Annotated in this window: 15 protein-coding genes; 6 read left to right on the top strand and 9 right to left on the bottom strand. The window is 34.6% G+C overall.

What is annotated here, in order from left to right; translation table 11 throughout:
- The first annotated feature begins 194 nt into the window (after positions 1–194).
- The 4 genes from U6A24_RS01815 (at position 195) to U6A24_RS01800 (ending at position 4,517) form a co-directional block, all read left to right on the top strand.
- Complete coding sequence (locus U6A24_RS01815; RefSeq protein WP_324178225.1) at positions 195–1,649, top strand: hypothetical protein; 1,455 nt, start codon at positions 195–197, stop codon at positions 1,647–1,649.
- 96 nt (positions 1,650–1,745) lie between these two features.
- Positions 1,746–2,747: a sensor histidine kinase gene (locus U6A24_RS01810; RefSeq protein ID WP_324178224.1), complete on the top strand. Its 1,002-nt coding sequence runs from the start codon at positions 1,746–1,748 to the stop codon at positions 2,745–2,747.
- Positions 2,744–3,778 (top strand): histidine kinase, encoded by a 1,035-nt coding sequence (locus U6A24_RS01805; protein ID WP_324178223.1) that lies wholly within the window; start codon positions 2,744–2,746, stop codon positions 3,776–3,778. The genes U6A24_RS01810 and U6A24_RS01805 overlap by 4 nt, the downstream gene beginning before the upstream one ends.
- Positions 3,759–4,517: a LytR/AlgR family response regulator transcription factor gene (locus U6A24_RS01800; protein ID WP_324178222.1), complete on the top strand. Its 759-nt coding sequence runs from the start codon at positions 3,759–3,761 to the stop codon at positions 4,515–4,517. The genes U6A24_RS01805 and U6A24_RS01800 overlap by 20 nt, the downstream gene beginning before the upstream one ends.
- A 69-nt stretch (positions 4,518–4,586) precedes the next feature.
- Here U6A24_RS01800 and asnS read toward each other — a convergent pair whose 3' ends face one another.
- The 9 genes from asnS to rplM all read right to left on the bottom strand — a co-directional run bounded on the left by asnS (position 4,587) and on the right by rplM (position 16,130).
- Positions 4,587–6,029: an asparagine--tRNA ligase gene (asnS, locus tag U6A24_RS01795; protein WP_324178221.1), complete on the bottom strand. Its 1,443-nt coding sequence runs from the start codon at positions 6,027–6,029 to the stop codon at positions 4,587–4,589.
- Between the two features lie 586 nt (positions 6,030–6,615).
- Entirely contained in the window at positions 6,616–9,015 is a 2,400-nt protein-coding gene (locus tag U6A24_RS01790) for an efflux RND transporter permease subunit (RefSeq protein ID WP_324178220.1), read from the bottom strand.
- A gap of 85 nt (positions 9,016–9,100) precedes the next feature.
- Complete coding sequence (locus tag U6A24_RS01785; protein WP_324178219.1) at positions 9,101–11,542, bottom strand: DUF5686 family protein; 2,442 nt, start codon at positions 11,540–11,542, stop codon at positions 9,101–9,103.
- A 90-nt stretch (positions 11,543–11,632) separates the two neighbouring features.
- Positions 11,633–12,196, bottom strand: coding sequence for a ribosome recycling factor (gene frr, locus U6A24_RS01780; RefSeq protein ID WP_324178218.1), 564 nt, complete (start codon positions 12,194–12,196; stop codon positions 11,633–11,635).
- 62 nt (positions 12,197–12,258) lie between these two features.
- Entirely contained in the window at positions 12,259–12,966 is a 708-nt protein-coding gene (gene pyrH / locus U6A24_RS01775) for a UMP kinase (protein WP_324178217.1), read from the bottom strand.
- Positions 12,967–13,386: 420 nt separating this feature from the next.
- Positions 13,387–14,208: a translation elongation factor Ts gene (gene tsf / locus U6A24_RS01770; RefSeq protein WP_324178216.1), complete on the bottom strand. Its 822-nt coding sequence runs from the start codon at positions 14,206–14,208 to the stop codon at positions 13,387–13,389.
- Between the two features lie 142 nt (positions 14,209–14,350).
- Complete coding sequence (gene rpsB / locus U6A24_RS01765) at positions 14,351–15,163, bottom strand: 30S ribosomal protein S2 (RefSeq protein ID WP_324178215.1); 813 nt, start codon at positions 15,161–15,163, stop codon at positions 14,351–14,353.
- A 125-nt stretch (positions 15,164–15,288) separates the two neighbouring features.
- Positions 15,289–15,675 (bottom strand): 30S ribosomal protein S9, encoded by a 387-nt coding sequence (gene rpsI, locus U6A24_RS01760; RefSeq protein ID WP_324178214.1) that lies wholly within the window; start codon positions 15,673–15,675, stop codon positions 15,289–15,291.
- Positions 15,675–16,130 carry a 50S ribosomal protein L13 gene (gene rplM, locus U6A24_RS01755; protein WP_324178213.1) on the bottom strand — a complete coding sequence of 152 codons (456 nt, stop codon included), beginning with the start codon at positions 16,128–16,130 and terminating at the stop codon, positions 15,675–15,677. The genes rpsI and rplM overlap by 1 nt, the downstream gene beginning before the upstream one ends.
- A 279-nt stretch (positions 16,131–16,409) precedes the next feature.
- On the opposite strand from rplM, the gene U6A24_RS01750 reads away from it, so the two are divergent.
- Positions 16,410–19,112, top strand: coding sequence for a DUF5916 domain-containing protein (locus U6A24_RS01750; protein ID WP_324178212.1), 2,703 nt, complete (start codon positions 16,410–16,412; stop codon positions 19,110–19,112).
- 68 nt (positions 19,113–19,180) lie between these two features.
- Positions 19,181–20,380, top strand: a complete 1,200-nt coding sequence (locus U6A24_RS01745) for a serine hydrolase domain-containing protein (RefSeq protein ID WP_324178211.1) — start codon at positions 19,181–19,183, stop codon at positions 20,378–20,380.
- Positions 20,381–20,405: the final 25 nt, after the last annotated feature.

The raw sequence follows: 20,405 nt of genomic DNA, 5'->3' as shown, positions 1-20,405 counted from the left end.
TTCACTATAGATTTCATTGTTATTAAGATTTTCCTTTGTACTACTTTATAGTTATTTTGATTGTTATTTTAACATGAAATTTATATCATATGTACATTTCAATACATAACCTGTACAGTTCACTTCATTAGTTTTTTATTATAGAGAATAACGTTTCATCTTTGGGTTAATCATTAATCAAAAAACGAATAGTTATGTATCTGGTATCAAGAATTATTACCGCGAATCTAAGCAGGATTATATTTTTAATTGCTTCTTTACTCTTTCTTTCTACTCTTAATGCTCAAAACACATCATATGCCGTAAATTACAATAATGGCAAAACTTCAATTAAGGTTCAAGATGGTTTTTTTGGGGATTTTTCGGTGAATTACGAAGGTGAAATTACGTTATCAAACGATGACAAAGATATTATCGCAATTTCAGAGGGAGGTTATATCGAAATAAAGAAATCTGCTTTTGGAAGTAGGCGTAAGATTGTAATCGAATCTGATGCCAATGGGAGGCTTAATAAAAAATACTTCGTTGGATCCTCTAAAAAAGATTTCGAATCTGAAGGTAAAAAATGGCTGGGAGAGATTTTACCAGATGTTGTAAGAACAACAACCTTGGGTGCAAAAAGCAGAATAAATCGCTTTTATTCACAAGGTGGGGCCAACGCAGTTTTTAATGAAATTCGATCATTAGAGAGTGATCATGTAAAATCTGCGTACTTTAAATTGGTGCTCGAAAAAAATCTTTCTTCCCAAGATTTGGAAACGTTACTTAAGGTTGCCGGAGAAGAAATAGAATCAGATCATTATCTTGCTGGATTGTTAAAATACAGACAAGATAGTTTTCTGGCCTCAGGAACCTTGATTTCTGCCTACATAGAAGCTGCAAAAAGTATTAGTTCTGATCATTATGTGGCTACGGTATTAAATACTGCCATAGAAAACAGAAGCCTTTCTGATGACCAGATTGGTAAGCTATTTAAAATCACGACAGGAATTGATTCTGATCATTATATGTCTCAAGTACTTATAAAAGTGATGAAAAACAGAGACCTTAATGATACTAACCTTACACTTTTAATTGAAAATTCTAAGCAAATAGGATCCGACCACTATAAATCTCAGGTGTTATTAAAAGCATTAGATTTACCTAGGCTTTCCAAAGAAAATTATAAAGCATTTATCGGGACAATTGAAGACATTCAATCGGATAGTTATATCACCAAAGTTTTTGCGAGGCTATTGGATCGGAAATTAAACAGTAGCGAATTAGGTGATTTACTTCAATTGGCAGGCTCCTCTGTTGGCTCTGATCATTACATGTCTGAAGTTCTAACAAAAGTGATCAATCAACAAGGTCTTGATGGTGCAAATTTAGATGTGTTTTTGCAAGCATTATCAAGTGTAGGTTCAGATCATTATACTAGTTTTATTCTAAAAAAACTTGCCAAGAGAAAATTGAACAATATCCAACTAATATCAGTACTTAGAGCTACAGATCAAATAAGTTCTGATCATTACTTATCCTCAAGTTTGATGGCCTTTGCATCATCGGTATCATTATCTGCAGATAATGTGAAAGAAACATATCGCAATGCCTGTAAAAGTATTTCATCTGAGACATACTACGGAAGAGCGATCAGGGCTATAGAATAATAAGATTATATTTCATCCTATCAAGTTTATTTTATTGACTATTTTGGTAGGATGAAATTTGGTTTGGATCAATATATTTATCGTCAATCATCAATCGTGAAAAAACATTTCATTGTCATTTTTGTAGGTTTTTTCTTAGGAATACTCTCATATAGTTTTGTTGGTTACTCTCTCGAAAAAGAGAATGCAAAACTATTATTGGGTTCGGGTTGTTTGGGCATTGCCATTGCATATACTGTTAGTATGTTTAATGAAATGCTTAACAATTATATTTCCTGGAAAAAATACACGGGACTGCGTCTCTTGGGAGGTATATTATCCAATACAATTGTTGCTTTTCTTATTACTTATGGAGTCTTATATGGCTTTTCTTTTATCGAAAATCAAGAAACTGCTTTTACCGATGAATACAATGAGATATTGTTAAAACTGGCTATACTTTTATTTTTTGTCTCCTTGATTTATAACATTGTATATTTCGCAATTCATTCGTATTATCAATATGCCAAAGGGCAGATAATGAGGTTGCAAGCAGAGCGAAAACAAACCGAATTGCAATTGACAGCATTAAAATTGCAATTGAGTCCTCATTTTCTATTTAATAGTATGAACACCATATCTTCTTTGATATATAGCGATATCAAAAAAGCAGAGCTTTTTATAAGAGAATTAGCAAAGTCATATCAATATACCCTTACTAAATATGAAGATAAATGGTTAAGTGTAGAAGAGGAGTTGCAGTTTGTTAATTCATATTATTTTTTATTGCGAACCAGGTTTAATGATCGCATTCGCTTAAAAGTTCTATTGCCAGATTCAGTTTTAAAAACCAGAATCCCTCCTTTAGCACTTCAGATGTTAATTGAAAATACGGTAAAACATAATCAGTTAACAGATTCGCAGATCGTAGAGATAGTTATTACGAGTGATCGTAATTATATTCATGTGTCAAATAATAAAACTGCTCTTCCAAAAAGAGTAGATTCTTTTAAAATTGGTCTTAGTAATATAAGATCGAGGTATGAGTTGCTATTTGACAAAACTATACAAATTGTAGATGATGATAGCTTTACCGTAAAACTTCCAATTATTAGATGAATAGGTTATTTATACATCATCCGGTTTTTAGACTCATTGGTCCGTTGTGTAGCGGGACGTTGGTGTATATGTTAATTTTGTTGGTTAACAATAACGTTGCTCAATTACAGGAAGAGTTTTTGGGTCAAGAATTATACGTCTGTATTGCATTATCATATCTTATCCAGGAATATTCCAGAATATCGTTATTCTTTTTTGAAAAATTGAGATCTCCAAAGTCCTTGGTTGGTAAAATTATGCTTCAGGTGGTAATCTCGATAATGATTACAATCATTTTGGTTACCGTGTCAATGTTCTTGTACTTTGATTTGGTATTGGGGTTTACTCCTAATGTTTCAGAACTTATAATTTTTAACAGTATTTTTTCATTAATAACCATTATATATCTTTCGCTATATCTAAGCCATCAGTTTTTGCATAAAATAAATACTGAAATTATTACTCAAGAATTATCCAAGAAGCAAGGGGTCGAAAAGGATTTTATTCAGTTTAAGAAAGGGATAAATCCTATATTGATGTATGAAACACTCGAGGCATTGATTTTACTAATGAAGAAAGACAAGGAGAAAGCCGAGCTTTTGGTAGATCATTTTTCGGCAGTATATCGTTACATTCTGGCCGAAACGTCAAAAGAATTGGTTTCACTAAGCAGGGAATTAGAAGTTTTGGATCAACTATTGCTTCTATTTGGTCACTTGCCTTACAGGAAAACAAGTTGCCTTAATAAAGAAACCATTACTACCTGGGTAGTACCAGGGAGTATTTTGTCTTTTGTAGAGCAAATAATTCGAAGTACAATAGTTTCTAAGGATGAAGAGTTGATCATTACTATACTAGAGAACTCTCAATATATTTTATTAAAATACCCGCATCAGGAAAAAATTATTGAAACAATGGATCATAGCGCCATTAAAGATATCCAGGACGCTTACCGATATTATTCGGATCTTGAAACTAGTATCACCGTAGATGATGCGTTCAAAATTATTCAGATACCAAAACTTACTGTAGATGAAAGTAGTTATAGTTGAAGACGAACCTTTGGCCTCAGAAAAATTAGAGCGATATCTGCATAAGTATGATGCAGAAATTGTGGTAATGAATAGATTAACATCCATAGAAGAAGCTGTAGACTGGATGAGACATCATCAATTAGAAGTGGACCTTGTTTTTATGGATATTCAGCTTGAAGATGGTTTAAGTTTTGAGATTTTTGACAAAGTTGAAGTAAAGAGACCGGTTATTTTTACTACAGCTTTTGATGAGTTTGCTATTGATGCCTTTAAAGTAAATAGTATAGATTATCTTCTAAAACCTATCTTGTTTACAGATCTTTCAAAAGCGCTAAAGAAGTTTACAACACTACGTTCTCAATTTTCTAGCGGTCATGAAATAAATGAGGTGGTTAAACATATTTCAGAAAAGGGATTTAAAAATAGGTTTTTGGTGCGTTTGGGTAATCATATTCACTCTGTGAAAAGTGAAGACATTTCATTTTTCTTTGCTGAAGGCAGGGATGTGTATCTCATTGTAAACAATAAAAAGAAGTATATTATCGAATATACTTTAGAAAAACTAGAAGAGTTATTGGCTCCCAGGATTTTTTTTAGAGTAAATCGTTCTTTTATCGTAAACATTAATTCAATTCAAGATGTTTTGGTGTATACAAATCGACGTTTAAAATTAACATTGTACCAGCATATAGATAAAGAGGTTATCGTGAGCAGAGAAAAGGTAGTTGATTTTAAAAAGTGGTTCGAAGGAAATTAAGTATATAAAAAACACCATCCGGAATTTAATCAAATTCCGGATGGTGTTTTTTATCTTTTGAGATTGCTATTAGAATTCTGCATTCAGCGGAGTTCTTGGGTAAGGGATTACATCTCTAATGTTCCCCATTCCGGTTACAAATAGGACCAATCGCTCAAATCCAAGTCCAAAACCACTATGTACACAGGTTCCAAAACGTCGGGTATCTAGGTACCACCATAATTCTTCTTCAGGAATATCCAGTGCAGCCATTTTTTCTTTTAGTACTTCAAGACGTTCTTCACGTTGAGAACCTCCTACGATTTCTCCAATACCCGGGAAAAGTATATCCATAGCTCTTACCGTTTTTCCGTCTTCATTTAAACGCATGTAAAATGCTTTTATATCGGCAGGGTAATCAAATAAGATTACCGGACACTTAAAATGTTTTTCAACCAAAAATCGTTCATGTTCACTTTGTAAATCTGCTCCCCAACCATCGATAGGAAATTTAAATTTCTTTTTCTTGTTGGGCTTAGAATTTTTAAGTATTTCTATGGCTTCGGTATAGCTTACTCTTTTAAAGTTGTTTTCTAAAACAAATTTCAGCTTATCTCTAAGCAGCATTTCTGCACGTTCTGCCTGAGGTTTTTGTTTGTCTTCTTGCACTAGGCGATTTTCCAAAAACTCAAGGTCATCCTGGCAATGATCAAGAACATACTGGATCACATATTTAATGAAATCTTCAGCAAGATCCATGTTTCCGTCTAGATCACAAAAAGCTATTTCAGGTTCGATCATCCAGAATTCTGCCAGATGTCGAGATGTATTTGAATTTTCGGCTCTGAAAGTTGGTCCAAACGTATACACCTGACCAAGTCCCATTGCATAGGTTTCAGCTTCTAATTGCCCAGAAACAGTTAAGTTGGTTTCTCTTCCAAAGAAATCCTGCTTATAATCTACTTCGCCATCTTCATTTTTGGGAATATTGTTGAGATCTAAGTTAGTAACTTTAAAAGCTTCTCCGGCACCTTCGGCATCACTACCTGTAATTATTGGCGTATGCACATAGTAAAAGTCATTTTTCTGAAAATAGTCGTGTATGGCAAAAGATACTTTGGAGCGTACGCGCATTATAGCACCAAATGTATTGGTGCGAACTCTTAAATGTGCCTGTTCACGCAATTTTTCGAGTGTGTGACGTTTTGGGGATAGAATGGTTAATTTAAGCTCTTCGGGGTCGGCATCACCTTCAATTACAACATTAGATACTTGTATTTCTACACGTTGCCCCTTTCCTTGACTTTCTACCAAAGTACCTTCAATTGTAAGTGCTGCTCCTACGTTTATTCTGTTTTTAATAGATGCATCTATTGTTTCGTCTTCTATAACGCATTGAATGTTCTTTATGGTAGACCCATCGTTGAGGGCAATAAAGCGATCATTTCGAAAAGAACGAACCCATCCCTTTACAGTTACGGGCTGTAATAGCTTATCACTTTTTAGTACTTCTATTACCTTGGTATGCTTCATTATGTATATTTTTTCTAATGTTATTAAATCTCCAATGGCTTAAATACGCTTGTCAATAAAATTTGAGGTTGCAAAGATAATTTTTTAATCTGATTGAAGCATAATGTTCTGAATTCAAAAAAGATTATACTTCTCGGTAGTTTGGTATTCTTTTTGTTAATTATAAATCTAATTAAGGGAAAATATAGAAATCTGACGTTTTTTTCGAGGACGATTCTATGAGGAAACCCGTAAAACAGTATTTTTTTGCGGTAAAACGGCCTATTTTTTACAGTTTTTTTAAGATTAAATTATAATTTTTGAAACAATTTTAGCATATTTAATAACCTGATAATCAAGCAATTATTTGTTTTTTTGCTTAAAATTACAAGTTTAAATAATGTTAATTTTTAAGTTAAATTACAAAAAAGGGGATTTTTCCCCCCCTGAGGCTATTTCAAAATAGAAAAAGGCATAGTATCTTGCTTATGCAATTATGACGATTGTGTTTACGTTAAGTTTAGTTCGATAGGTTTTGGGGTAATCTATCTTACACAAGTCCCGCTAAGTTTTTAGCGGGGCTTTTATTTTTTAGGATCTTTTTCTTTTATTCTTCAGAGTCTTCTAATTCCTCTTCATTGGGGATAATTTTCAGGGTAGGTTCTTTTAACGTCTTTTTATTGGCAATACTTCTTTCCAAAGAAAGTAGTAAAGAAGGTAGTAATAATAAATTTGCCAACATAGCGAACAAAAGAGTGGTAGATACCAAACCTCCAAGAGCCTTGGTTCCTCCAAAACTGGATATCATAAATACCGAAAAGCCAAAAAATAGTACCGTAGAGGTATAGAACATACTTACTCCCGTTTCACGTAATGAAGAAAGTACAGATTTCCTGATCCTCCAGTGATTAGATTTAAGCTCTTGCCTATATTTTGCCAAGAAATGAATGGTATCATCAACAGAGATTCCGAATGCAATACTAAAAACAAGAATCGTTGATGGTTTGATGGGTACTCCTAGATATCCCATTAACCCCGCGGTCATTAGCAGTGGTAGTAAGTTAGGAATTAATGAAATAACAATCATTTTCCAGGACCTAAACATCCAGGCCATAAACAATGCAATGAGTATAACGGCCAATCCAAGAGAGAAAGTAAGGTTCCACACAAGATATTGGGTTCCTTTTTGAAAAATTAATGCTTTTCCGGTAAAGGAAACTTCGTAGCGATCCTTCGGAAATATTTTTTCAAGCCTTGGTGACAGCGTAGCTTCTATGCGATCCATTTGATCGGTGCCTATATCTTTCATAAAAGTAGTGATACGAGCATACCTACCCGTAGAATCGACATAACTTTGCATCACACCTGCCTCCGATTCAAAACTTTTTGCATATGGTAGAATGAAATTTCTTTCCTGACTTGTTGGTATTTGATAGTATTTTGGATTTCCGTTATAAAAAGCTTGTTTAGAGTATTTTACTAGACTCACTATTGAAATAGGCTTGGACAGTTCGGGTGTTTCTTCTAGAAGTTCTTGGAGTTGCTCCATTCTCTTGAGTGTAGATAATTTTAATACGCCTTGTTTTCGTTTGGTGTCAATTAAAATTTCTAAAGGCATAATGCCGTCAAACTCTTTTTCAAAAAAAGTAATGTCTTGATAAAATCCAGCTGTTTTTGGCATATCCTCAAGCAAACTTCCAGAGACTTTTATGGTGTATATACCAATAATGCTTACTATTAATATTATTACAGATGTGAAGTAAATTGTTACTCTTCTGTTTTTTACCATGTTTTCCATCCAGTCTACAAGCTTCTCCATCCATTTTTTACCAAGATGTTCCAAGTGTCTTTCTTTTGGCTGAGGCATGTAACTGTATATTATTGTAATTACCAAAAGACAAAGAATAAATAAGGCAATGATATTAATAGAAGCAACAATACCAAATTCTTTAAGAAGCTTACTTTCGGTCAACGCAAAAGTGGCAAATCCAGATGCTGTTGTCACATTGGTCATCAAAGTGGCATTACCCACCTTGGTGATTACTCGCTGAAGTGATTTTGCTTTATTTCCGTGTTTTTTTATCTCCTGTTGATATTTGTTAATTAGGAAAATACAGTTGGGAATTCCTATTACTATCACCAAAGGAGGAATAATAGCGGTTAATACCGTAATTTCATATTCTAAAAGTCCTAGCAATCCAAAGGCCCACATCACTCCAATGATTACGGCCGTCATTGATATAAAAGTAGCTCTAAACGACCTAAAAAAGAAGAAGAATATTATAGATGTTACTAATAAGGCTGCCAAAATAAAAATTGAAATCTCATCCATAATGTTTTGAGAATTCAAGGTTCTTATATATGGCATACCCGAAACCTTTACATCAAGGTCATGTTTTGCTTCAAAAGTTTCTACTGCAGGTTGCAATACATTTTGAATAAACTTTTTCCTTACAGGAGTATTTACGATATCCTTTTTTAGGTATAATGCACTTTGTACAGTATGAGATTTTTTACTGTACACCAAACCTTCATAGAACGGTAGATTATTGAAGAGCTCATTTTCGTAATCAGAAACTTGTTTCTTGGTATATGTCGAATCCTTGATCAATGGTACCAATTCGAACCTAGCTGGATTATCTTTTTTTTCTAACTTTTTTAGATCGGCAATAGAAATTACAAGATCAATCTCTTGATACTTTTTAAAGGAATTATTGAAATCATTCCAGGCTTTTAATTTCTCTGGTGTAAAAAGGGTACTGTCTTTGACAGCCATTACAATCAAATTTCCTTCTTCACCAAACTTGTCAAGAAAATTTTGATATTGTATATTAATTTCATGATCGTCAGGTAGAAGATTGGCTTCAGAGTGAGAAAATTTCATGTTTTTCCACTGAAACCCCATAAAAACTGTTAGCCCAACTATTACGAGAAATATTATAGCTCTATTGCGGAGTATAACACCGGCTAACGCATTCCAAAATCCAAAAGTGAATAATTTTGTCATTCCTTTATTTTCCAGTTGCAAATGTAAGGATTTGATGAGTTATTACTCATGAATTTGAATAAGAAAATTATTTACCTCTAAATGATTATAATTTGAGATAAAAAGTAAACTTAAATGAGATATTATCTTCAAATCTCGGAAGGTGATAACCGCCATAGCGATAAGCAAAACTTAATCCAAAACCTGCAAATAATTTATTAATCTCGAAGCCTGATTCTTGATATCCCCGTTGCAAAGATGTAAACTCTACCCCCTGATGATTATCGCGATTACTTACATCTCCTATAGCATATCGTGTAATAAAAACGATTTCGGGTTTAAGCCAGCTTGCCACTTGTAAAGGTCTAATTCTATGTTTTATTTGTAGAGTAGCAAGTCTATCACTAAAAAACTCTCCAAAATACATGGTTTCAAAGGTTCTTCGTCCTGCAACAGAGAAACGTTGAAAAACAGTCTCTTTTGTAGGGGCATTTGGATATGCATGATACAAATGGGTAAGAGGTACATCACCATTGGCTATATCGGCTTCAAAAAGAATGCTAGTGCCGGATTGATTAATTCTATTAATACTGTATTCTGCTTTGATACCCACTTTGCTATAGCTAAAATCACTTTCGAATACTCCTTTTAACCCTTGCGAATATTGCGCTGTAATTTTGGGATACCCTTCTTTTATTTCTTTAATCCCTTTAGGGGTCTTTAGAAATTTACTGAAAGGACTCCATCGCAAAGCAAGCGTAGCTTCTGCCATTTTATACCCTGAAAAGGTCGTTTCATTATTCAAAAAAGTATATCCTCCAGTTTGATTAATGTTGCTAACAGAAAATTGAGTCTCTGATAATAATTTGGGAAAAATTTGATACTGCACCCCAGTGCTCCAGGTTCTATGTTTATAGTAAAAATCTATGTTTACTAATCTAGGTTCAAATAACGAATAAACTCTTCTATCAGTCAGGTATAAAAAACTACCCACTTCTCTGATGTCGTCAGTATAGTTGAAGTTGAGCCAGGAGTTTGAATTTTTATTTAATAATACTCCTGTGCCTACCCCAAACTTTGATCTTGAATCTCTGAAGCCATACACGACATATCCTTCAACTCTAAAGCGTTTTGAGAATTTATTATTGGTTAAACCACCAATTCCCAGTCGTAATCCCTCGTAATTATTATATTTTATTGGATATGTGAGATCAAAATCGAAAAATCCAACAGGATAATACCCCAAGTTAAAACTTTGTATTACATCAATTCTTCGTTTTATGTTTTGTGCTTTCACAATACTGTCAACAACAGGAAAAGAGTTTAAATCTTTTTCGGTAATCGTGCTAGTGCGATATTGATTCCAATATTCTTCCGATCTACTATTGGCTTCTGGGTCAATCTTTATAGAAGCTTGACTTTGTTTTATATCTTGTTCTCTGTTTAACTCAATCTCAAACAAGTCGGTTTTAGAAACTAAAAAATCATTATTGCCCGTAAAACTTCTCTGGTCACTAGCCAATCGCCCCACAGATATTTGCCCCCCAAATAGGCTTACTTTTTGTCTGCCATAACCAGGTCTGATAGAAATCTCTTGACTTACAGGAAACCAGCTATTGTGCTCAGAGAAATATGTAAAGTTATGAGTTGCCATAACATTGAACTCTCCTCGCAATTCAATTATAGCTTTTTGTATGGCCAACGTTTTCATATCGATATACAGTACACCTTCCAAACTGGCATGTTGCTTTGATTTACGAGGTTGAAACAGTATTACGAAAGCTGGGTTTTTGTCTTGTGTCGTGTCAAGAATTTTATAATAATAGTTTCTGAGAGCTCTATTGGATAAAGGCCCAATATATTTGTCTTGAAAAATGGTATAATCTTCATTATATAATGAATTAGATTGCACTTTGATTCCAAGTATATTATATATGGGTTCTTTGAAACCAGTCATTCTGGTCGCTAATACTGTTTCTTTTTCTCCGGCTTTTTTACTGAACTGATGGGTGCTTATCTTTTCGCTTAAAAAAGAATGTGCTTTATTAATAAGTTGCTTTATATCTACATGGGTAGAATCTGGGGTGTCTAATGTTGCTCGGTTATCTTCTGTAATAGTAAATTTGTTGTAGCTTTTATAACGATAACTATTCAAAGATTTTTGAGGATTATTTTGATTTTTTTTCTGAATGGCTTCTTTGATGATTTTGGCAGCAATATTTTCGGTGGCATCAAGATTTACAGGAGATAGGTTTTCTTCCTTAGGAAAAAGTTGTATTTCAATTTTTTCTATATCATTAGAGGTGATGACAATATTCTTGGTTTGATACCCTATATAGCTTATTGCAAGGTTTACTGGGTAGTCTTTACTTCTTATGATAAATTCGCCGGTTACTGAAGTTAATGCATACGAAGAAGTACCAGTTTTTACAGTGGCAAAGGGTAGGGGTTGGTTAGAACTTCCGTCAATTACAATACCATTAATGCTAATTTGAGATATTAAGACGAAGTGCGTAAAAAATAATAAACAAAATAATTTGTTCCGCATTATATTGACCGAGTTCAAAAAACGAATATACGAAAAAGCGTTTCCATAAAGAAAACGCTTTTGTATATTATTAACGTATATAACAAAATGTTAAACCGTCATAATTTCTTTTTCTTTTATGGTAAACATGTCATCAATTTTTTTGATGAATGTATCTGTAAGTTCCTGGATATCTAGCTCAGCATTTTTTGCCATATCCTCAGATAATCCATCTTTTTCTAGTTTTTTAATTTCGTTGTTAGCACTTTTTCGATCATTACGAACCCCAACTTTAGAGTCTTCTGCTTCAGCCTTTGCTTGCTTAACAAGTTCTCTACGTCGTTCTTCAGTTAAAGGTGGTACATTAATGATTACGCTTTCACCGTTGTTCATGGGATTAAACCCAAGATTTGCTATTTGAATTCCTTTTTCTATTTCTGGAATAAGAGATTTTTCAAAAGGTTGAATAGTAATTGTTCGAGCATCGGGTGTAGTTACATTTCCTACTTGATTAAGCGGTGTAGGAGAACCATAGTATTCTACCATTACACCACCAAGCATAGCTGGAGAAGCTTTGCCGGCTCTTATGTTAAGTAATTTTTTTTCTAAATGTGCAATAGCAGCTTGCATTGCTTCTTTAGTTGAATCTAGAATAAAATCTATTTCTTCGTTCATTTTTTTATTTCTTTACATTTGACTGATCTCAAAACGTGTACCACATTTTGATGCAATACTGATTATAAGTTTACTTGAGTACCTACAGATTCTCCAGAAACAACTTTAAGAAGATTCCCGGCTTTATTCATATCGAAAACTATGATCGGTAATTCATTTTCTTGACTTAATGTAAATGCAGTAGTATCCATAACCTTTAGTCCTTTTCGCAAAACATCATCAAATGAGATAAAGTCGAATTTTGTTGCATCTGCATTTTTTTCTGGATCGGATGTATATATTCCATCCACTCTTGTTCCTTTCAGGATTACGTCGGCATTAATTTCAATTGCTCTTAAAACAGCAGCAGAGTCGGTTGTGAAATAAGGATTTCCGGTTCCTCCTCCAAAAATTACAACTCTTCCTTTTTCAAGATGTCTTATTGCTCTTCTTTTTATGAAAGGCTCAGCAACTTCGTTAATTTTTATCGCCGATTGTAATCGAGTGGGGATTTCAGCATCTTCTAAGGCACTTTGTAATGCCAACCCGTTGATAACCGTGGCTAGCATTCCCATATGATCTGCTTGCACGCGATCCATTCCTTTGCTGGCTCCTGCTACCCCTCTGAATATATTACCTCCTCCAATAACGATAGCGACTTCTACTCCTTTATCGGTTATTTGTTTTATTTCATATGCATATTCTGCTAATCTTTTTGGATCAATCCCATATTGACGCCCGCCCATAAGAGCTTCGCCAGATAATTTCAGTAATATTCTTTTGTATTTCATTGCTCGGTTTAACTGTGATGCAAATATAATGATATTCTTAATTTAAGAAATAATTTAGAATATAAAGCTATGGTTTTTGATTCTGTAAATAGCACCAAAATTAAAAAACCCCTTTAAAAATGGGTTCTTTTCCCCTATGGCATGTATTGATTGGCATGGAATTATGTTATAGGTTTGCCTCGAGGAAAACAAAAAAAATGAGGGGGATGATAAATATTTTTGAAATAGTGCTTACACGTTTATACAGACTGATTGGGGAGTTAGTCTTTATTTTGGGGGCAAGACCTTGATGAGGTTCAAGGTTTTGTATTGTTGCGAGTGCTATCCAAGAAATATTTTGAAAAATGAGGAAGAAAAAACCGCTTCTAATTTACTTAGAAGCGGTTTTTAATTTTTTGCTATTAAGCGATTTTCTTTAGACTATCCTAGAGCTACTCTTTCAAAAGCAACTACAGATACATCACCAAGAGTTTTTACATAATCAGCAACACTTTGTTTGCTATCTTTTATAAAAGCTTGGTTTACTAATGTATTGTCCTTAAAGAAACGCTTGATTTTACCTTTGGCAATATTGTCTAACATTGCTTCAGGCTTACCTTCTTGACGTAATTGATCTTTTGCGATTTCGATTTCTTTATCGATCACAGTTTGATCAACACCATCTTCATTTAAAGCTACTGGGTTCATAGCGGCTGCCTGCATAGCAACATCCTTAGCAACTACTTCGGCACCATCTGCAGATCCAGAAAGACCTGTTAAAACCCCAATTTTATTACCAGCATGGATGTAAGAACCAACGAATGGAGCTTCAAGAATTCTGAAATCACCAATTTCAATTTTTTCTCCGATAACACCGGTTTGCTCGGTTAATTTTTCTTGTACAGAAATACCATTAAAATCTTTGGCCAGTAAGTCTTCTTTTGAAGAAGCGGTAAGTGCCAGATCAGCTAATTCATGAGCCAAAGAAACAAAAGTTTCGTTTTTTCCTACGAAGTCAGTTTCACAATTTAGAGAAACGATTACACCTTTGTTTTTTGCATCATTTACTTTTGCAATAACAGCACCTTCGGTAGAGTCTCTGTCAGCTCTGTTTGCAGCAACTTTCTGACCTTTTTTTCTTAAGATTTCGATTGCTTTATCAAAATCTCCTTCAGCTTCGACAAGCGCCTTTTTACAATCCATCATTCCGGCACCTGTTGCTTTTCTTAATTTATTTACTTCTGCGGCTGTAATCTTTGCCATATCTTTAAATATTAAATTTTGTATTGTGTTTTTTATAAAAAACAAGTCGTTTAGTTTATACTGCAAAAGTAAAGAACCAAACGACTCATCAATTTTATGTTAAAGTTAACTTTAACTATAGATTGTTAAACGGCCAATCTGCTTATTCTTCCTCTTGCTTTGCTGCTTCAGAAACTACCGGCTCTTCAACTTTTGCTTCTGCTTTTGGAGCAGGAGCAGCTTCTTTTTTAGAAGCTTCTTCTTTTTTAGGAGCATCTTTTGATGCTTTTCTTTCGTTCAAACCTTCTATTATTGCATCAGAAACGTATGTCATTACCTTATCAATAGATTTTGAAGCATCATCATTTGCAGGGATTAAATAATCAACTTGACGAGGGTCAGAGTTGGTATCTACCATTGCAAAAATTGGAATGTTTAATTTTTGAGCTTCTTTTACCGCGATGTGCTCACGAGTAATATCTACAACAAATAATGCTCCAGGTAGACGAGTCATGTCAGAGATAGAACCAAGGTTCTTTTCTAATTTTGCTCTTAAACGATCTACTTGTAAGCGTTCTTTTTTAGATAAGGTATTGAAAGTACCGTCTTTCTTCATTCTATCGATAGCTGCCATTTTCTTAACAGCTTTACGAATAGTAACAAAGTTAGTAAGCATTCCACCAGGCCATCTTTCAGTAATGTATGGTTGGTTTGCTTTGCTTGCTTTTTCGGCTACGATTTCTTTAGCTTGTTTCTTGGTCGCAACAAAAAGGATTTTTCTGCCGGACGCTGCTATTTTTTTTAAAGCTTCACTTGCTTCGTCGATTTTAGCAGCAGTTTTATATAAGTTAATGATGTGAATACCATTACGCTCCATATAGATATATGGTGCCATATTTGGGTCCCATCTTCTTGTCAAGTGTCCAAAGTGTACACCTGCATCAAGTAATTCTTTTACTTCGATATTGTTTGCCATTTTTGTAATAGTTTACGTTCTGTTGAATTAGCAATGCTCAAGTGGCTACTTTTGTAAGGCCTTGTACATTTAGATGCTAAACTAACCCTCGTTTAAGAGGTAACAACAAATACTGTTTTAATAAATTAACGTTTAGAGAACTGAAATTTCTTACGAGCTTTCTTCTGACCGAATTTTTTACGCTCTACCATTCTTGGGTCTCTGGTCAATAAACCTTCTGGTTTAAGGATTGATCTGTTTTCTTCGTCTAGCTCGCATACAGCTCTAGATATTGCTAAACGAACAGCTTCAGCCTGACCAGTGATTCCTCCTCCGTATACATTTACATTTACATCATATTTGTCCTCATTACCAGTTAAGGTAAAAGGCTGATTTACTTTGTACTGTAAAGGTGCGGTTGTAAAATACTCGTTAAGGTCTTTTTTGTTCACTGTAATTTTTCCAGAACCATCTTTAAGATAAACTCTAGCTACAGCCGTTTTTCTACGACCAATTTTGTGAATAACTTCCATTACTTAAAGTCGTTTAAGTTAATAGTTTTAGGCTTCTGAGCATCTTGACCATGTTCTGATCCTGCATAAACCTTTAAATTACGGAATAAAGCTGCTCCTAATTTGTTTTTAGGTAACATTCCTTTTACCGCTTTCTCGATTAAACGCTCTGGGTTTTTGTCAAATAACTCCTGAGCAGTAAGACTTCTTTGCCCTCCAGGATATCCAGTATGACGGATATAAGATTTATCTGTCCACTTTTTTCCTGTTAAGTTGATTTTTTCTGCATTGGTAATGATAACATTATCACCGCAATCAACGTGTGGGGTAAAGTTAGGTTTGTGCTTCCCTCTAAGTAGTACAGCGACTACAGAAGAAAGACGTCCTAAAGTCTGTCCTTCAGCATCTACGTGCAACCATTCTTTGGTAACGGTAGCTTTGTTGGCAGATACTGTTTTGTAACTTAATGTGTCCACACTAATTAATTTTACTTATTAAACATTCCTTTTCCTATATAAAATAGGGGTGCAAATGTACAATTATAAATTTATATAGCAAACCGCAAATTGATATTATTTTTAAAGTATGATTCCTTGGTTTTCAGATAGATTACCAAACGCCATTATAAATTGTTCATTTTTTAAAGTTAAATGTGTATTTGCTGTTAATTTTTTACTAAAAAACCATAAAAAGTGTGACAAACAATAATAATTTGGGTCATCTTAGATATATCAATCATTAAACATCTAATCATCATGAAACTGTTATACCATTTTCTGGTACTCTCATGTATTCCTTTATGCATCAATGCGCAAGATTCCACAAAAACGGCTACAGTAGTTAAAAAACGAATTTATACTACAAAGCCACTTAATGGTGCCGAAGCGCCTACTATAGATGGTATTATAGATGAAGCTAGTTGGAATCTTGTTGAGTGGACCGGAGATTTTGTCGAGAATGAACCCGATGAAAATACACCGCCTTCACAACAAACGAAATTTAAAATAGTATACGATCAAAAATATCTGTATGTAGCATATCGATGTTATGATAATGAACCTAATAAAATAGAAAAAAGATTGTCTAGAAGAGATGGTTTTGCAGGGGATTGGGTAGAGATTAACTTGGATACGTATCATGATAAAAGAACTGGATTTTCATTTACGATTACTGCTGCTGGGGTAAAGGGAGACGAATTCATTTCTAGAAACGGTAATAATTGGGATGGAAGCTGGAACCCTATTTGGTATACGGCTACCAATATTGATGATGAAGGTTGGACGGCAGAGGTTAAAATTCCTTTAAGTCAAGTTAAGTTTGGGAAAAGTAAAGAACAAATTTGGGGTCTTCAGGTAAATCGAAGGTTTTTTAGAAATGAAGAGCGATCGGTTTGGCAGCGCATACCGCAAGATGCTCCAGGATGGGTGAGTGAATTTGGAGAACTACATGGTTTGATTGATATCGAACCACAAAAACAACTAGAAATTCAACCTTTTGGAGTGATTCAGTTTGATACCTTTCCCGAAGAAGAAGGAAACCCCTTTAGAGATGGCGATGAATTTAAACTAAACGGGGGATTAGATGCAAAAATTGGAATTACCAATGATTTGACTTTGGATCTTACCGTTAATCCTGATTTTGGACAGGTTGAAGCCGACCCTGCAGCGATAGCATTAGACGGATTTCAAATTTTCTTCAGAGAACAACGCCCGTTTTTTGTAGAAAACAAAAACATATTTGATTATCGTTTTGCCAATGGGCAAGATAATGTGTTTTACTCTCGTAGAATAGGTAGAAGCCCTCAAGGGTCTATCACCGAATTAGATGGCGAATTCGTAGACAGACCAACCAATACAACTATGCTTGGAGCAGCAAAGTTTAGCGGGAAAACCAAAGATGGATGGTCAATTGGTATTTTAGAGAGTGTTACAGAGCGAGAAATTGCGAAAATACAAGATGAAGACGGAAATGAAAGAGAAGCTGTTGTTGAGCCTTTGACCAATTATTTTGTAGCTAGAGCGCAAAAAGACTTTAATGAACGTAACACATATATAGGAGGGATTTTTACGGCTACGAATCGCAATTTAGGAGATGCTTTTGAAATCGATAGTGATAATCCCGATACCGACGAGACCTCAGAACTTGTTGGTACGCGAGAAAATAATTTATACGCTTTGCGCAAATCGGCCTATTCTGGGGGGCTTGATTTTAGGCATAACTGGAAAGACCGGAAATACTATATTGAAGGGAATATGGTGCTGAGCCATGTCGAGGGATCAAAGGAAGCCATAGAAGCTACTCAACGAGAACTTACACACAATTTTCAAAGACCTGATGCCGGACATGTGGAGGTAGATCCAAATAGAACTTCGCTTACGGGTACAGGAGGAAAAATTACCGGCGGAAAATCTGGAGGTGGACGATGGCGATATAACGCAGGGATTTTCTGGAGATCGCCAGAGCTAGAACTCAACGATATAGGATTCTTGCGCCAAGCAGATGAAATAAGACAATTTGCCAATGTAAGATACTTGTTTTTGAAACCAACAAAGTTTTATAGACGTGCTAATATTTTTGCAGAGCAATTCTCGACTTTTGATTTTGATGGAAACTACAACCGGATCCAATATTTTATCAGAGGCGAAATTAATTATATGAATAATTGGTGGACTGAGGCAGGTTTTGGCCATAAACCAAGGATTTTTTCGAATACTATTTTGCAGGGAGGGCCAAGGTGGCGTTTTTCTGAAGAGAATTTTGCTTTTCTATTTTTTGGTTCAGACAGGAGGAAAAAATTCAATTTTACTTTGGGATACGACGGTTCAAGGGCGAAGCAAAATAATTTTTCTTTTAATAGATATGTAGTACGACTTCGTTATCAGCCTATTAATGCATTAAGTATATCTCTTAATCCACAATTTAGACAAAACCCCAACAAAACACAATATGTTACCGAGGTTGATTTTAATGGTACACCAAGATATATTACTGCAAATATAGACCAACAAACCTTGAGCGCTAGTATTCGATTAAATTATAATATTAACCCAAACCTTACGATACAATATTATGGTGAGCCCTTTATTTCCAGAGGAAGGTATAAAGATTTCAATTTTGTGAATAATCCCGTTGCTGAAGATCTTAATGAGCGCGTAACTCTATATGATCAGGATCAAATTTCATTTTTAGATGATGTATACTCTGTAGATGAAGATAGAAACGGGATAGTTGATTACACCATAGATAATCCGGATTTTGCATTTGTACAGTTTCGTTCCAACCTTGTATTACGTTGGGAATATATACCTGGTTCTGAAATATTTTTGGTATGGTCTCAGGGAGTAACGGGTAGCGGTGATCCTGGGGAGCATTTATTTCGCAGTCTTAATAATCAAATTTTGGATCAGCAGCCAGAGAATACATTTTTGATTAAGGCCACTTATAGATTTGTACTGTAAGTTTTTTAAAAAGTATTTTGCATTTTTAATTAATAATGTATTTTGCGATCACCTAGATTTGTGATCATATGAGATATATTTATGTTTTCTGTATTGGCATGGTATTCATGTCTTGCAATACTTCAAAACCTAAAGTCCAAAATGTAGTTGAGGAGAAGCCTATTGTTTCAAAGGTAGACTCGTTATCTTTCTTTTTGGATCATTATGAAAAGTTCTTTGCTACCAATTTTAATGTTTCAGAGTGCCCGGGAGCAGCTGTGGTAATCGTTAAGGATTCTGCAGTTATTTATAAAAAGGGCTTTGGGGTTAAAGAGATAAATACTACCGATTCTGTTGATGTTAATACAGTCTTTAGAATTGCGAGTCTGTCCAAGGGGGTTTCTGCAATTCTAGCCGGAAACATGGTTGATCATAAAGAATTGTCCTGGGATCAAAATGTTAAAGAAACCGTTTCTTCGTTCGACCTGAGAGATAGAGATCAGGCAGATAGGCTTAAGGTAAATCATGTGTTGTCTCATACAACCGGGCTTTATCCGTACACCTATACAAGACTAATACAGCAGGGGTTGTCTTTGGATCAAATTATTAGAAGTTTTAAAAGAAAAGGTGTTGTTGCCAGAGAAGGGGTCGATTATGAATATCAAAATGCGATGTTTTCGGTAATCGAAAAAGTAATGGAAAACCAAACTGGAAAACCTTTTGGTGTATTATTGAAAGAAAGAGTTTTTGATCCGTCTGGAATGAAAACCGCATCTAGTACTTATCAGGATATAAAGAGCAATACCAATGTAGCATTCCCTCATTCGTATAATCACTATTCCAAGAAATATAAATTAGATAAGCTTCATAAGAATTATTATAATGTAGCAGCAGCGGGTGGTATTAACGCATCGATTTCTGATATGGGAGAGTATCTTAAAGTGCTTTTGGGGTATAGACCAGATGTGATATCCAAAGAACGTCTAACTGATATTTTTAACCCTGTAATTTGTACCAGTGATGAAGACACATATGTAAACCTATGGGATGGGGTAACCGATTCTTATTATGCGTTGGGATGGCGAGTTTTGGATTATAGCGGAAGAAGAATTGTTTATCACGGTGGAAACGTAAATCAATACAAAACCCAGTTAATGATAGACCCCGAGAATAAAATAGGGATTTGTGTTTTGTTTAATGGTCCAAATCCATTCAACGGACCCGTAATTCCTACTTTTTTGAATTACTATGACTTTTATAAAGATATGATCCTGGAAAAGAATTTGTAAATAAAAAAAGCCTTGTCTATAACAA

This window comes from Aquimarina gracilis (assembly GCF_035285365.1).
Taxonomy (GTDB): Bacteria; Bacteroidota; Bacteroidia; order Flavobacteriales; family Flavobacteriaceae; genus Aquimarina; species Aquimarina gracilis.
The sequence above is the reverse complement of the archived record's forward strand: the minus strand, read 5'-3'. Positions and strand labels throughout refer to the sequence as shown.